This window comes from Streptomyces sp. TRM68416 (genome assembly GCF_014596915.1).
In the GTDB taxonomy this organism is placed as follows: Bacteria; Actinomycetota; Actinomycetes; order Streptomycetales; family Streptomycetaceae; genus Streptomyces.
The window spans coordinates 238,714-252,549 of sequence record NZ_JACVWU010000006.1 but is presented as its reverse complement, the minus strand read 5'-3'; the positions used below and the strand labels follow the sequence as shown (position 1 = coordinate 252,549).

The window sequence follows — 13,836 nt, the reverse complement described above, 5'->3', positions numbered from 1 at the left end:
GGGCGCTTTCGACCGCGCCGGCCACCGAACCTCCGTCGAACGGTCACAGGGGCTGCGCGGGTGTCTCATTAGCGCTGTAATGGCCAACGTGGTCAGTGAGGGCGCTGCGGGACGCGGATCGAGGAAGCTGCGTGCCGAGGACGCCCTGAAGACGGTCCTGGCCGACGCCGACTCACCCGAGCGGCTGCGTCGGATGCTCGAACAGGTGCTCGTCTACGCGCACGCGGCCCTCGCCGCCGTCTACACGCCGACGGAGGAGGGCGAACTGCTCTGCCTCGTGGAGTGGGCCGGAGCCCCGCGGACCCAGTACGGGGTGCGCGACAGCTACGCCGTCTCGGGCCCGTCCCCCATGGCCGACGCCCACCGCACGGGCCGGCCGGTCTGGCACGCGCCGCAGGAGCCCGGCGAGCACGTCCACCTGGCCGTGCTGCCGGCGTCGGGAAGAGACGGGAACGGCTGCCTGCTGGCCCTGAGCGAGCGTCCCGACGGCTTCGACACCGACGACCGGGCCTGTCTGGAGCTCGTCGCCGAGGCCCTCGCCCACCCCGCCCCGCCCCACACCCCCGCCGGCGGTGAACTGCCCGCGGGCGCCTTCAGCCTCGCTATGGACTCCGGCCGGATCGAGGTCGGTTCCGACATCCTCGACCTGTTCGCGCTCACCCGGGCCGAGTTCGACGGCCGGGTCGAGACCCTGCTGGGCCTGACCGTGCCGGAGGACCTTCCCGCGCTGATGTCCGCCGTCGAGTCCGACCCCCTGTCCGTCGGCGACCGCGAGCTGGAGTTCCGGGTGCTGCAGCCCACCGGCCCGCCCCGCTGGCTGCGGCTGCGCGGACGTCTGCTGCCCGCCGGGGAGGGCCGCACGGCACGGCTGGTGGGCACCGTCGCCGACGCCTCCAAGCTGCGCTCGGACGTCACCGACGTGGCCCGCGTCCAGCGTCTGGCCTCCGCCCTGGCCACCGCCGGCACGGTCCGTGACGTCAGCCAGGCCGTGGTCACCGCCCTGCGCGCCCCGCTGCACGCCGACCGGATCGCGCTCGCCGAACTGGAGAACGACCGGCTCGTCGTGACCGTCCTCGACCCGCCCGAACCGGAGTCCTGGCCCGAGCTGTGGCGCCTGGAGTGGCGCACCGAATGGCCCGACGCCCCGGTCCGCGCGATGCCCACCCTCGCCGCCGCCCTGCGCGAGGGCCGCTCCCGGATCTGGCCCGCCGGCACCCCGCTGGAACCCGCCCTCGCCGAGGTCGGCCCCGGCGGGCTCGCGGTCCTGCCGCTGCCCGCGGCGGGCCGCATGGCGGGCGTCTGCCTGATCGGCTGGGACGCCCCCCACCATTTCGGCCCCGACGAACGCGCCCTGCTCACCGCCTCCGCCGGCCTCGCGGGACAGGCCCTGATGCGAGCCCGTGCCTTCGACGCCGAGCACGAACTCGTCGGCATGCTCCAGCGCCAGCTGCTGCCCCGCCGACTGCCCCGGCTGCCCGGCGGGGAGGCCGTCGCCCGCTACCTGCCCAGCACCGCCGGCCTGGAACTGGGCGGCGACTGGTACGACGTGATCCCGCTGCCCGACAACCATGTCGCCCTCGTCATCGGCGACGTCCAGGGCCACAGCGCGGCCGCCGCCACCCTGATGGGCCAGATGCGCACCGCCCTGCGCGCCTACGCCGCCGAGGGCCACCCGCCCGACGTCGTCGTCTCCCACGCCAACCGGCTGCTCATGGAGATGGAGACCGACCTCTTCGCCACCTGCGCCTACGTCGACGTCGACCTGGAGGAGGGCACCGCCTGGTGCGTACGCGCCGGACACCTGCCCCCGGTGCTGCGCCACCCGGACGGCCGTACGGAGATCGCCGAGGCCGAGGGCGGACCGCCGCTCGGCGTGATGACCCAGGCCGACTTCCCGATGAGCCCGCTGCGCCTGTCGCCCGGCACGCTCGTCGCCCTGACCACGGACGGCCTGGTGGAGTCCGTCGAGGCCGACATCGACGAGGGCATGGAGCGCCTCGCCCGCGACCTGTCCGGCTCCGACCCCGCCCACCTCGGCCTGGTCGCCGACGGTCTGCTCGGCAACGCCCGCCGCAGCGACGACGTCGCCCTGCTGCTCATGCGCTACGACGGCATGGCGCTGCGCCCGCTGCGCGAGAGCTGGACGGTGTGGCGCGTCCCCGAGGCGGTCGGCCACGCCCGCCGCTTCACCCGGCGCACCCTGCGCTCCTGGGGCCTGAGCGGCGTGCAGACGGACGCCGTCCTGCTCGTGGTCTCCGAACTCGTCACCAACGCCCTGGTGCACACCGACGGCCAGGTCCGCCTGGACCTCACCCTGGTCAACGGCCGGCTCCGGATCGCCGTCGCCGACACCTCGCCCCGCACCCCCGTCAAGCCGACCAGCATCGGCTGGGAGGCCACCGGAGGCCGCGGCATCCTCCTGGTCGAGGCGATGTCGGCGTCCTGGGGGACGCTCCCGGTGAGCGGCGGCAAACAGGTCTGGAGCGAACTCCCGCTCGACCGCTGAGTTCCGGTCTGGAGGGCACTCCCGCTCGACCGCCGAATTCCGGTCTGGAGCGAACCCCCGCTTGACCGCTGAGTTCCGGGTACCCGAGGGCCACGGACACCCGAGCGAGGAGCACGCCATGACCCAGCACGTCCGCGACATCATGACCGCCGCGCCGGTCACCGTGGAACCGCAGGCCTCCGTGGCGGCGGTGGCCCGCCTCATGCGCGACCAGGACCTCGGCGCGGTCCTGGTGACCGACGGCGACCGGCTGCGCGGCCTGGTCACCGACCGTGACCTGGTGGTGCGGTCCGTCTGCGAGGGCGGCGACCCGGAGCAGACCACCGTCGCCGGAGCGTGCAGCGACGACCTGTACACCGTAGGGCCGGACGACGAACTGGACCGCGCGGTCGAACTGATGCGGGAGCACGCGGTACGGCGGATCCCGGTCGTCGACCACGGCCGCCCCGTCGGCCTGGTCTCCCTCGGCGACCTGGCCATGGAGCGCGATCCGGACTCCGCGCTGGGCGACATCAGCGTGGCCCGGCCCAACACCTGACGGCCCCGGCCCGCCATGGTCCCGGCGGTCATGCGTGACGAAGCGGTCAGGTGGTCAACAATCGGTTATGCGCGATCGACGCTAAGGTGAAGCAGATGAAGGCTCTCGTGCTGTCCGGCGGAGCCGGCACACGGCTGCGGCCGATCACGCACACATCGGCCAAGCAGCTGGTCCCGGTCGCCAACAAAGCTGTGCTGTTCTACGGGCTGGAGTCCATCGCCGAAGCCGGCATCACCGAAGTCGGCATGATCGTCGGCGACACCGCCGCGGAGATCCAGGAAGCGGTGGGCGACGGCTCGAAGTTCGGCCTCCGGATCACCTACATCCCCCAGGAACACCCGCTCGGGCTGGCCCACGCGGTGCTGATCGCGCGGGACTGGCTCGGCGACGACGACTTCGTGATGTACCTGGGCGACAACTTCATCGTGGGCGGCATCAGCGCCCTGGTGGAGGAGTTCCGCCACAACCGTCCCGACGCCCAGATCCTCCTCACCCGCGTCCCCGACCCCCGCGCCTTCGGCGTCGCCGAACTCGACGGCGCGGGAGGCGTCGTCGGCCTGGAGGAGAAGCCCGAGCACCCCAAGAGCGACCTCGCCCTGGTCGGCGTCTACCTGTTCACGCCCGCGATCCACGACGCCGTCCGGGCCGTCAAGCCGTCCTGGCGCGGCGAGCTGGAGATCACCCACGCCATCCAGCACCTCATCGACGCCCGTGCCGACGTCCGGTGCACCGTCATCAGGGGCTACTGGAAGGACACCGGCAACGTCGACGACATGCTGGAGGTCAACCGCACGGTCCTGGAAGGACTCCCGCGGCGCATCGACGGCGAGGTCGACGACCGGTCGGAGACGGTCGGCCGGGTGGTGGTCGAGGAGGGCGCCCGGATCGTCAACTCGCGCATCGTCGGCCCCGCAGTGATCGGCGCCGGAACGCTCGTCGACCACTCCTACGTCGGCCCCTTCACCTCCATCGCCGAGAACTGCCGGATCACCGACAGCGAACTGGAGTTCTCCATCGTGCTGCGCGACTCCTCGATCGACGGCGTGGGCCGCATCGAGTCCTCCCTGATCGGCCGGCACGCCGAGGTGACCCCGGCCTCGCACGTCCCCAGCGCCCACCGCCTCGTCCTCGGCGACCACAGCAAGGTGCAGATCCACACATGAACCTCCTCGTCACCGGCGCCGCCGGGTTCATCGGCTCCCACTACGTCCGCATGCTGCTCGCGTCCGAAGCGTCCGACGCCGGGCACGTCACGGTGCTGGACAAGCTCACCTACGCGGGCAGCCTCGACAACCTCCCGCTCGACCACCCCCGCCTGGAGTTCGTGCAGGGCGACATCCGCGACGCCGAACTGGTCGGCAAGCTGATGGAGCAGGCCGACCAAGTGGTGCACTTCGCCGCCGAGTCCCATGTGGACCGCTCGATCACCGGCGCCGCCGACTTCGTCCTCACCAACGTGGTGGGCACCCAGACCCTGCTGGAGGCGGCGCTCCGGTCCGGGGTGTCGAGCTTCGTGCACATCTCCACCGACGAGGTCTACGGCTCCGTGGAATCCGGTTCCTCCACGGAAGATGACCTGCTGCGCCCCAGCTCGCCGTACTCCGCCTCCAAGGCCTCCTCCGACCTGCTCGCCCTCGCCTACCACCGCACCCACGGCCTGGACGTGCGCGTCACCCGCTGCTCCAACAACTACGGCCCGCGCCAGTTCCCCGAGAAGGTCGTCCCGCTCTTCGTCACCAACCTCCTCGACGGCAAGCAGGTCCCGCTGTACGGCGAGGGGCTCAACGTCCGCGACTGGCTGCACGTCGACGACCACTGCCGGGGCGTCGAACTCGTCCGCACGCAGGGCCGTCCCGGCGAGGTCTACAACATCGGCGGCGGCACCGAACTGAGCAACAGGGAACTCACCGGCATGCTCCTCGACGCCTGCGGGGCGGACTGGGACCGGGTCACACGGGTGCCGGACCGCAAGGGCCACGACCTGCGCTACTCCGTCGACTGGACCAAGGCCCGCACCGAACTCGGCTACCGACCCTGCCACGACTTCCGCACCGGTCTCGCCGAGACCGTCGACTGGTACCGGAAGCACCGGGCCTGGTGGGAGCCGCTCAAGCGACGCGTGAGCGAGGAGCACCGATGAGGTGGCTGGTCACCGGGGCCGGCGGAATGCTCGGCCACGACGTCGTCGGCGAACTGCGCGGGCGCGGCGCCGAGGTGACCGGCCTCGGCCACAGCGCCCTGGACATCACCGAACCCGGCTCCCTGGAACGGGCGTTCACCGCCCACCGCCCGGAGATCGTCGTCAACTGCGCCGCCTACGCGGCCGTGGACGACGCCGAGTCGGACGAACCGCGCGCCCTGCGCGTCAACGGCGACGGCCCCCGTCTGCTCGCCCGCGCCTGCGCCGCGCACGGCGCCCGCCTGATCCATGTCTCCACCGACTACGTCTTCTCCGGCAAGGGCCGCACCACCCCCTACCCCGAGGACCACCCGCCCGCCCCGCGCACCGCCTACGGCCGCACCAAGCTCGCGGGCGAGCGGGCCGTGCACGAGGAACTCCCGGGCGCGAGCGCGGTGCTGCGCACCGCCTGGCTCTACGGCGTCCACGGCCGCAACTTCGTCCGCACGATGATCGGCATCGAGGCGAGCCGCCCCACCGTCGACGTCGTCGACAACCAGCGCGGCCAGCCCACCTGGAGCGCGGACGTCGCCGCCCGGATCGCCGACCTCGGCCCGCGCGTCGGGCCGGACGTGAACGGCGTCTTCCACGCCACCAGTTCCGGCGAGGCCACCTGGTGCGAGCTGGCACGGGAGGTGTTCCGGCTGCTCGGCGCCGACCCCGAGCGGGTGCGCCCCACCGACACCACGCCCTGGCCCCGGCCCGCGCCCCGTCCCGAGTACAGCGCCCTCGGCCACGACCGTTGGCGGGAGACCGGCCTGGAGCCGCTGCGCGACTGGCGCTCCGCCCTGCGCGAAGCACTGCCCCGGATCCGCAAGGAGACATAGTCCGCCCAGGAGAGGAAACGTCCCCGCGATGTCGATCAGAGCAACGGTGAAGTCCGCGCTGGGAGACAGGAACGCAAGGACACTGCGCCGGCTGAGGAACCGCCTGACGGGCCGGCCTCCCGAGCCTCCCCGGCCGACCGGACTCGCCGCGATCTCGGACGACCTGACCGCACTGGCCGTCCACTTCAAGACGGACAAGTGGGGCACCCACCGCTACACCCGGCACTACCAGCGCCATCTCCAGCACCTGAAGAACGAGCGGTTCAACCTGCTGGAGATCGGGATCGGCGGCTACGGCCGGACCGGCCAGGGCGGAGCCTCGCTGCGGATGTGGAAGCACTTCTTTCCCCACGCGCAGATCTTCGGCATGGACCTCCACGACAAGTCGTTCGTCGACGAGGACCGCATCACCACCTTCGTCGGCGACCAGTCCGACCCCGCGTCACTCAACGCCGTCGCCGACAAAATCGGGGAACTCGACGTCGTCATCGACGACGGCAGCCACCGCAGCCCGCACGTGCTGACGACGTTCGCCACGCTCTTCCCCCGGCTCAAGGACGGTGGCATCTACGCTGTGGAGGACACGCAGTCCTCGTACTGGCCGGAGTGGATGGGCAGCGAGGACCTCGACGCCCGGCACACCACCATGGGCATGCTGAAACGGCTGACGGACGGCCTGAACTACGAGGAGTTCGTGGACGAGGAGTACGAACCGACGTACACGGACCTGAACGTGGTCGGCGTGCACTTCTACCACAATCTCGTGATCATCGAGAAGGGCCGGAACGCCGAAGGCTCCAACAAGCGGCGCGTGCTGAAACAGCGTTACTCCGACTCCTGACCGCCCCGCAGCCACCGGTAGTGGGCGGAGCAGTCCGCGTACGCGGGCAGCAGCCCGGACCGCTCCGCCTCGGCCAGGGACGGCGCCGCGGCATCCTTGGCGGACAGCACCGGCGCGATGCCCTCCGGCCAGGCGATGCCGAGCGCCGGATCGAGCGGGTCCACCCCGTGCTCCCGCCCCGGCGCGTATCCGGTGGAACACAGGTACACCACTGTGGCGTCGTCGGTCAGCGCCATGAACGCGTGCCCCAGGCCCTCCGCGAGGAACACCGCGTGCCGGGTGTCGTCGTCCAGCCGCACCGCCTCCCACCGCCCGAAGGCCGGCGAGCCGGTCCGCAGGTCCACCACCACGTCCAGGACGGCGCCGCGCACACAGGTGACGTACTTGGCCTGACCGGGCGGCACGTCGGAGAAGTGCACCCCGCGCAGCACACCCCGCCGGGAGACGGAGCAGTTCGCCTGCGCCAGCGCCAGGTCGTGGCCGGTTGCCTCGCGGAACTCCGAGCCCCGGTACCACTCGTGGAAACTGCCCCGCTCGTCCGGGAACACCTTGGGCTCCAGCACCCAGGCGCCCTCGATCCCCAGTGATCGCACCCTGCCGCCTCCCTCGTCAGGCCGTCCGTCGCGCACTCGCACGGCGCACCGCGGCGGCGAGTCCGCGCCGCACCACGCGCACCACGCGGCGCAGCGAGCTCGGCCCGGGGGCGCGCCGCACCCGCACACCGTGCGCCCCGGCGCGCAACGCGAACGGCAGCGCCAGCAGCCGCGGTTCGGCGGCGTCCGGGTCCGGGCCCAGCGCCGCCCGCCAGGTCGCCCCGCGCAGCGCGGCCACCGGCAGGGCCGCCTCCAGCAGCGCCCCGGAACCGCCCGGCGCGGGGGACAGCGTGCCGCGCGCCTGGAGCACCTTGCGGGGCGCGGTCAGCCGTACCAGCACCGGCGCCTCACCGGGCACGTACAGCGGCAGGGGAGCACTCAGCCGGTCCTGTGCGACGCCGACCTCGGCGGGTGTGAGCCGCCCGAGCCCCAGGCTCCTGCCCGCACGGTCCACGTCCAGGGCGAGCGTGCCGTGCCGGGCGGTCCAGTACGGCAGCAGCACCTGCCCGCCCACCACGCCGGCGGGCGGGGCGGGGCGTGCTCCGCGCGCGGCCGGGCTCAGCCGGCAGTCCTTCGTCCAGCCGCCCAGCTTGACGCGGACGAGGGCGTCCCAGAGGCCCTCGTCGAGGGGCTTGCCGCCCGCCGCGGACGCCGGGTCCACGGTGGCCGTGGCGCGCAGCACCAGCCGGGACCGCCGCCCGTCCTCGGTCGGCACGGTCTCCCGGGTGAACCGCACCGGCTGGAAGTGCTGGGCGGCGCTGGCGCGTTCGCGCAGGAGCAGGTCGGCGGTGGCCGAGCCGAAACGGGCCACGGTGTCGGCCTCCACCCAGGCGATCGCCTCGGCGACGTCCTTCGGCGGGGCCTCCAGCGGGTCCCCGCCACCCCCGGCGGCGTACGTCAGCGGCGCCCCGCCCGCGTGGTACTCGGCGGCGAAGTCGACACGCAGCGCGCCGTCCCGCCACGCCACGCTCTCGGCGACGGCCGTCAGGGCGATGCCCGCCTCCCACTCGGCGAAGGCCTCCACGTCGTCGTACCGGTCGGCGGCGATCAGCGCGGCGACCACCTGCTGCGTCGGCTGGAGCCCGGCCGCCACCCCGGGGCCGAACCGCTCCACGACCACGTCGTGGATCTCCCGGAACAGCTCCCTGCGGTAGTCCTCCGGCGCGCCGAGCAGCCGGCGGCCGCGCATCCGCTCGACCATCTCCACCCGCAGCCAGCGCCGGTGCAGCCGGTCGCGCAGCGGGCCCGGCTCGGTGTACCGGTCGACGACGTCCAGCGCCTCGCGCAGGTTCTTGAAGTACCCGACCGGGTCGAAGCGCTGGAAGCCGGCGTTCGCGGCGTCGTCCCGCCGTACGTGGTAGTAGCAGACGTAGTCGCTGAGGACGCTGACGTTGTCCGCGCGCAGATACGCCTCGGTGACGAAGACGTGGTCCTCCAGACGCCGTCTGCCCTCGGGGAACCTCAGCCCGATGCGGTCCAGGAAGGCCCGGCGGAACATCTTGTGCGGGGTGAGACTGTCGATGAGCGGTGCGTTCGCGACCGTGGCGCGCGGGCGGTTGCGGCGGAACAGCTCCACCGGCACCCCGCGCCCTTGGCCGGCCATCTTGCCGACGACCACGTCCGCGCCGTTCGCCACGGCGTAGTCGTACATCCGCTCAAGGGCCTCGTCGCCCAGGTGGTCGTCGTTGTCCACGAACATCACGTACTCGCCGCGGGAGGCGTCGACGCCGACGTTGCGGGGCTTGCCCGACCAGCCGGAGTTCTCCTGGTGCAGGACCGTCACGCGCGCGTCCTCGGCGGCGAGCCCGTCGAGCCGGGCGGGGGTGCCGTCGGTGGAGCCGTCGTCGACGAAGATCACCTCGTACTCGTCCGGCGGCAGGGACTGGCGCAGCAGCGAGGCGATGCACTCCTCGATGTACGGTCCCGGGTTGTAGACGGGAACGATGACGCTGACCTTGACCGGCATCGGGCTCGAAGTCCCCTCGGGTCGTCGCTTGCCTGGCGCGTTGCGGCACGGTGCGTTGGGCCGATGCTAACCCGCCGGCAGGGGCTTGCCACCTCCGCCGCGGCGGCACGCCCGTGGCCCGATCGGGCGCGTCCGCTGCTGATGTCCGCCACCCGCCTGTCCGGGCGGCTCCTCGCCGCGTTCCCGCACGCCGACGTGGTAATCCACGCGGGGGACCCCCTTCGCCGCCCGCTCTCCGACCTCGGTCGCCGCCGAACGGGTGAGTCACGTCCGGCACCGCCGGGACATGCCTGGTCGAGCGTTAATCGGTTGCCCCCGCGAAAGGGCGCCTGCTGGACTGCAGGGGTCGGTTCACCGAAGACCCAGGAGAAACAATGCGCGCTGCGTTCGTGTCCGCCCTGGAAGGAATCGCCCCCTCTTCGAAGGACATGACGCTTCGTGCACCTGCTCAACCTCGGGATTCTCGCCCACGTCGACGCCGGTAAGACCAGCCTGACCGAGCGGCTGCTGCACTCGGCCGGTGTGATCGACGAGATCGGCAGCGTCGACGCCGGGAACACCCAGACCGACACCCTCGCGCTGGAGCGCCGGCGCGGCATCACCATCAAGTCCGCCGTCGTCTCCTTCGCGCTCGACGACGTCACGGTCAACCTCATCGACACCCCCGGCCACCCGGACTTCATCGCCGAGGTCGAACGGGTCCTCGGTGTGCTCGACGGCGCCGTCCTGGTCGTCTCCGCCGTCGAGGGCGTCCAGGCGCAGACCCGGGTCCTGATGCGGACCCTGCAACGGCTGCGGATCCCCACGCTCGTCTTCGTCAACAAGATCGACCGACGAGGGGCGCGTGACACCGCCGTCCTGGACGCCCTCGCGCGGCGTCTGGCGGCCGCCGTCGTCCCGATGGGCACGGCGGGCGGACTCGGCACGCGCGAGGCGCACTTCGTCCCCGGGCTCGGCCCCTCGGCCGTCGACGTCCTCGCCGATCACGACGACGCGCTGCTGACCGCCTACGTCGAGGACACCCTCTCGCCCGAGCGCCTGTACGCGTCCCTGGCCGACCGGACCCGGCAGGCCCTCGTCCACCCGGTGTACTTCGGCTCGGCCGTCACGGGCGCCGGGGTCGAGGCGCTGACGGACGGGATCAGGGAACTGCTGCCGACCGCCGACGGCGACCCCCACGAACCCGTCTCCGGCACCGTCTTCAAGGTCGAGAGGGGACCGGCGGGGGAGAAGGTGGCGTACGCGCGGATCTTCTCCGGCACGCTGCGCACCCGCGACCGGATCCGCTTCGGCGAGGCCGGCGCCGAAGGCCGGATCACCGGCATCAGCGTCTTCGGCGACGGCACCGACAGCCGCGCCGACGCCGTCCCCGCGGGCCGGATCGCCAAGCTGTGGGGCCTGACCGACATCCGGATCGGAGACGCCCTCGGCGAACCGCGCAGGGCCCACGGCCGCTTCTTCGCGCCGCCCACCCTGGAGACGGTCGTCGTCCCCGGCGACGGCACGGACCCGCGCGCACTCCACCTCGCCCTCACCCGGCTCGCCGAGCAGGACCCGCTGATCGGCCTGCGCCACGACGAGGTGCGCCACGAACTCTCGGTGTCCCTCTACGGCGAGGTGCAGAAGGAGGTCGTCCAGGCCACGCTCGCCGACGAGCACGGACTCTTCGTCACGTTCCGGGAGACGACACCGCTGTGCGTCGAGCGGCCGGTGGGGACGGGCTCGGCGGCCGAGTTCGTCAAGAAGGGCGACAACCCCTTCCTCGCGACGGTCGGCCTGCGCGTCGATCCCGCACCCGCCGACGCGGGCGTGGAGTTCCGCCTGGAGGTGGAGCTGGGCGCCATGCCGTACGCCTTCTTCAAGGCCGTCGAGGACACCGTCCGCGAGACCCTCGGCCAGGGCCTGTACGGCTGGCAGGTCCCCGACTGCACGGTCACCCTGACCCACTGCGGCTACTGGCCCCGGCAGAGCCATGCCCACCAGGGCTTCGACAAGAGCATGTCGAGCACCGGAGCCGACTTCCGCGGACTGACCCCGCTGGTCCTGGTCGAGGCGCTGCGCCGGGCGGGCACCGAGGTGCACGAGCCGATGCACCGGTTCCGTATCGAGGCCCCCGCCGACACCCTGGGCGCGCTGCTGCCGGTGCTCTCCGGGCTGCGCGCGGTGCCGCGGACGACCGGGACGCGCGGCGCCTCCTGCGTACTGGAGGGGGCGGTGCCCGCGGCCCATGTGCACGCTCTGGAGCAGCAGTTGCCGGGACTGACCCGGGGCGAGGGCGAGCTGGAGAGCGCCTTCGACCACTATGCGCCCGCCGCGCGCGGCACGCGCCCCGAACGCCGGCGCACCGACCTCAACCCGCTGAACCGGAGGGAGTACCTGCTGAACCTGACACGCAGGGTGGGCATCTGACGAGGGCGCCGGGGCCGCAGTGAGGGCCGGGAGCGAACTTACTCCAGAGTCAGAGGTGTTGACGGTGTCCTGAAATCGCCGGACTGTAGTGGACATGCCGAATATACGGGCGCGTCTGCTCGCAGTTCTGGTTGTCCTCCTCGGATCCCTGACGGTGGCGGGATCCCCGCCCGCCACCGCCGCCACCCTGCCCTTCGACGGCACGGCGCTCACCGTCTCCGCCGGCCGCTTCACCGACGGCCACGGCCGCGAGGTCGTCCTGCGCGGCTACAACGTCTCCGGCGAGACCAAGCTGGCCGAGAACGGCGGCCTGCCCTTCGCCTCCGTCGCCGACGCCCGCAAGTCCGCGACCGCGCTGCGCGCCCTCGGCGGCGGCAACTCGGTCCGCTTCCTGCTCTCCTGGGCCTACGCCGAACCCGTCCGCGGCCAGGTCGACACCGCCTACCTGTCCGCCGCCACCGCCCAGATGCGCGCCTTCCTCGACGCCGGCATCCGCGTCTACCCCGACTTCCACCAGGACCTCTACTCCCGCTACCTGTTCCACGCGGGCAGCTGGTACACCGGCGACGGAGCCCCCAAGTGGGCCGTGGACGCCGGGAACTACCCCGACGAGTTCTGCGGCATCTGCCTGTTCTGGGGCCAGAACATCACCCAGAACGAGGCCGTGAAGCGGGCGACGTACGACTTCTGGCACAACGCCCACGGCCTCCAGGACGCCTTCCTCACCACCGCCCGCAAGACGATGACGTACATCAGGCAGAACGTCACCGCCGCCCAGTTCGCGGGTGTCGTCGGCTTCAACCCCTACAACGAACCGCACGCGGGCACCTACGACTCCGGCCAGACCAGCCGCACCTGGGAACGCGACGTGCTGTGGCCGTTCTACGAGAAGTTCCGTGCCCGTATGGACGAGGCGGGCTGGCAGGACAAGCCGCTCTTCGCCGAGCCCAACCTCTTCTGGAACGCCAACCTCGACTTCCAGCGCCAGGAGGGCGGCCTGCTGGACGCGGGCACGCTCGGACCCCGCTACGTCTTCAACACCCACTTCTACGACCAGAAGGCCATCTCCGGCATCTTCATGTGGGGCAAGGCGGCGGACGGCCAGTACGCGGGCGACTTCGGGAAGATCAGGGACCGCGCCTCGGCCACCCGCACGCCCGCGATCGTCAGCGAGTTCGGCCACCCGCTGTCCGGCCCGGTCGCCGACAAGGCCCCGACCGTGCTGAAGGCGATGTACCAGGCCCTGGACTCCCGGGTCCCGGGGGCGCGTTGGTGGTCGAACCCGGCGGGATCCGGACCGGTGCTGTCCGGCACGCAATGGCAGTGGGACATCTACAACGGCCGCCACCACGAGCTGATGAACGGCAACCCCGACAAGGTGCTCACCGCCGGCGACGCCTGGAACGACGAGGACCTGTCCGCCGTACGCCTCGACGACTCCGGCACACCCGTCCTGCGCCAGGACGCCCGGCTCGTCGACCGCCTCTACCCGAGCGCCACGTCCGGGACGACCGTGGCCTTCACCTACGAGGACCGCTCACGGGACGGCTCGACCACCCTCACCTGGAACCCGGTGCCGAGCTCCCTGCCGAACGTGGCACGGCTGGTCGGAACGGGCCAGTACGGCCTCCTGCTCTGGCGCTCCTCCGGCGCCTCGGCGCCCACCGAACTCCACCTGCCGGCATCCTTCCCGACCGGCGCCACCACGGTCGTCTCCGACCTCGGAACGGTCCACGCCCCACCGGAGTACACCCCGTCGACCCCGATCGCCGTGGCCGCGGAACCCGGCGGCACGGGCAGCCGCCGCCTCCTGCTCACCGACCGGGACTCCGGCGTCCTGCACTACGCGCTGGTGACCAACGGGGCATCGGCCCCCGCGGCGGACCTGCTCGACGCGGCCCGGTCGGAACTGGCGACGTGGGCCGCACGGCAGTGAGCGAGTGAGCGGTGAACCGAGGGGCGGGGAACGGGTCGTGG

The 13,836-nt window shown here is 72.3% G+C and carries 10 protein-coding genes; 8 read left to right on the top strand and 2 right to left on the bottom strand.

Annotation, left to right across the window (positions count from 1 at the left end):
* Nucleotides 1–79: 79 nt before the first annotated feature.
* The 6 genes from ICC28_RS12990 to ICC28_RS12965 all read left to right on the top strand — a co-directional run bounded on the left by ICC28_RS12990 (nt 80) and on the right by ICC28_RS12965 (nt 6,891).
* The gene (locus tag ICC28_RS12990) at nt 80–2,506 is read left to right on the top strand and encodes a SpoIIE family protein phosphatase (RefSeq protein ID WP_188288651.1); all 2,427 of its coding nucleotides are present in this window, start codon (nt 80–82) and stop codon (nt 2,504–2,506) included.
* Nucleotides 2,507–2,624: 118 nt separating this feature from the next.
* Nucleotides 2,625–3,044, top strand: coding sequence for a CBS domain-containing protein (locus ICC28_RS12985; RefSeq protein WP_188288650.1), 420 nt, complete (start codon nt 2,625–2,627; stop codon nt 3,042–3,044).
* A 95-nt stretch (nt 3,045–3,139) separates the two neighbouring features.
* The gene (locus ICC28_RS12980) at nt 3,140–4,207 is read left to right on the top strand and encodes a glucose-1-phosphate thymidylyltransferase (RefSeq protein ID WP_188288649.1); all 1,068 of its coding nucleotides are present in this window, start codon (nt 3,140–3,142) and stop codon (nt 4,205–4,207) included.
* Nucleotides 4,204–5,184 (top strand): dTDP-glucose 4,6-dehydratase, encoded by a 981-nt coding sequence (rfbB, locus tag ICC28_RS12975; RefSeq protein ID WP_188288648.1) that lies wholly within the window; start codon nt 4,204–4,206, stop codon nt 5,182–5,184. Before ICC28_RS12980 ends, rfbB begins: the two co-directional genes overlap by 4 nt.
* The gene (gene rfbD / locus ICC28_RS12970) at nt 5,181–6,050 is read left to right on the top strand and encodes a dTDP-4-dehydrorhamnose reductase (RefSeq protein WP_188288647.1); all 870 of its coding nucleotides are present in this window, start codon (nt 5,181–5,183) and stop codon (nt 6,048–6,050) included. Before rfbB ends, rfbD begins: the two co-directional genes overlap by 4 nt.
* A 28-nt stretch (nt 6,051–6,078) precedes the next feature.
* Nucleotides 6,079–6,891: a class I SAM-dependent methyltransferase gene (locus ICC28_RS12965; protein ID WP_188288646.1), complete on the top strand. Its 813-nt coding sequence runs from the start codon at nt 6,079–6,081 to the stop codon at nt 6,889–6,891.
* On the opposite strand, the gene rfbC is transcribed toward ICC28_RS12965, so the two are convergent.
* Together rfbC and ICC28_RS12955 are read right to left on the bottom strand one after the other, a co-directional pair.
* Nucleotides 6,876–7,484: a dTDP-4-dehydrorhamnose 3,5-epimerase gene (gene rfbC, locus ICC28_RS12960; RefSeq protein WP_188288645.1), complete on the bottom strand. Its 609-nt coding sequence runs from the start codon at nt 7,482–7,484 to the stop codon at nt 6,876–6,878. The genes ICC28_RS12965 and rfbC overlap by 16 nt on opposite strands.
* A 16-nt stretch (nt 7,485–7,500) precedes the next feature.
* Nucleotides 7,501–9,450 carry a glycosyltransferase family 2 protein gene (locus ICC28_RS12955; protein WP_188288644.1) on the bottom strand — a complete coding sequence of 650 codons (1,950 nt, stop codon included), beginning with the start codon at nt 9,448–9,450 and terminating at the stop codon, nt 7,501–7,503.
* Nucleotides 9,451–9,888: 438 nt separating this feature from the next.
* Here ICC28_RS12955 and ICC28_RS12950 point away from each other — a divergent pair, with 438 nt between their 5' ends.
* Both ICC28_RS12950 and ICC28_RS12945 read left to right on the top strand, forming a co-directional pair.
* Complete coding sequence (locus ICC28_RS12950; protein WP_188288643.1) at nt 9,889–11,859, top strand: GTP-binding protein; 1,971 nt, start codon at nt 9,889–9,891, stop codon at nt 11,857–11,859.
* 94 nt (nt 11,860–11,953) lie between these two features.
* Nucleotides 11,954–13,795 carry a cellulase family glycosylhydrolase gene (locus ICC28_RS12945; protein ID WP_188288642.1) on the top strand — a complete coding sequence of 614 codons (1,842 nt, stop codon included), beginning with the start codon at nt 11,954–11,956 and terminating at the stop codon, nt 13,793–13,795.
* The last annotated feature ends 41 nt before the right edge of the window (nt 13,796–13,836 follow it).

Excerpts from the sequence above, each read along its gene's own strand:
- ICC28_RS12990 (WP_188288651.1), top strand. The coding sequence starts at position 80 with ATGGCCAACGTGGTCAGTGAGGGCGCTGCGGGACGCGGATCGAGGAAG.
- ICC28_RS12985 (WP_188288650.1), top strand. The coding sequence starts at position 2,625 with ATGACCCAGCACGTCCGCGACATCATGACCGCCGCGCCGGTCACCGTG.
- ICC28_RS12980 (WP_188288649.1), top strand. The coding sequence starts at position 3,140 with ATGAAGGCTCTCGTGCTGTCCGGCGGAGCCGGCACACGGCTGCGGCCG.
- rfbB (WP_188288648.1), top strand. The coding sequence starts at position 4,204 with ATGAACCTCCTCGTCACCGGCGCCGCCGGGTTCATCGGCTCCCACTAC.
- rfbD (WP_188288647.1), top strand. The coding sequence starts at position 5,181 with ATGAGGTGGCTGGTCACCGGGGCCGGCGGAATGCTCGGCCACGACGTC.
- ICC28_RS12965 (WP_188288646.1), top strand. The coding sequence starts at position 6,079 with ATGTCGATCAGAGCAACGGTGAAGTCCGCGCTGGGAGACAGGAACGCA.
- ICC28_RS12955 (WP_188288644.1), bottom strand. The coding sequence starts at position 9,450 with ATGCCGGTCAAGGTCAGCGTCATCGTTCCCGTCTACAACCCGGGACCG.
- ICC28_RS12945 (WP_188288642.1), top strand. The coding sequence starts at position 11,954 with ATGCCGAATATACGGGCGCGTCTGCTCGCAGTTCTGGTTGTCCTCCTC.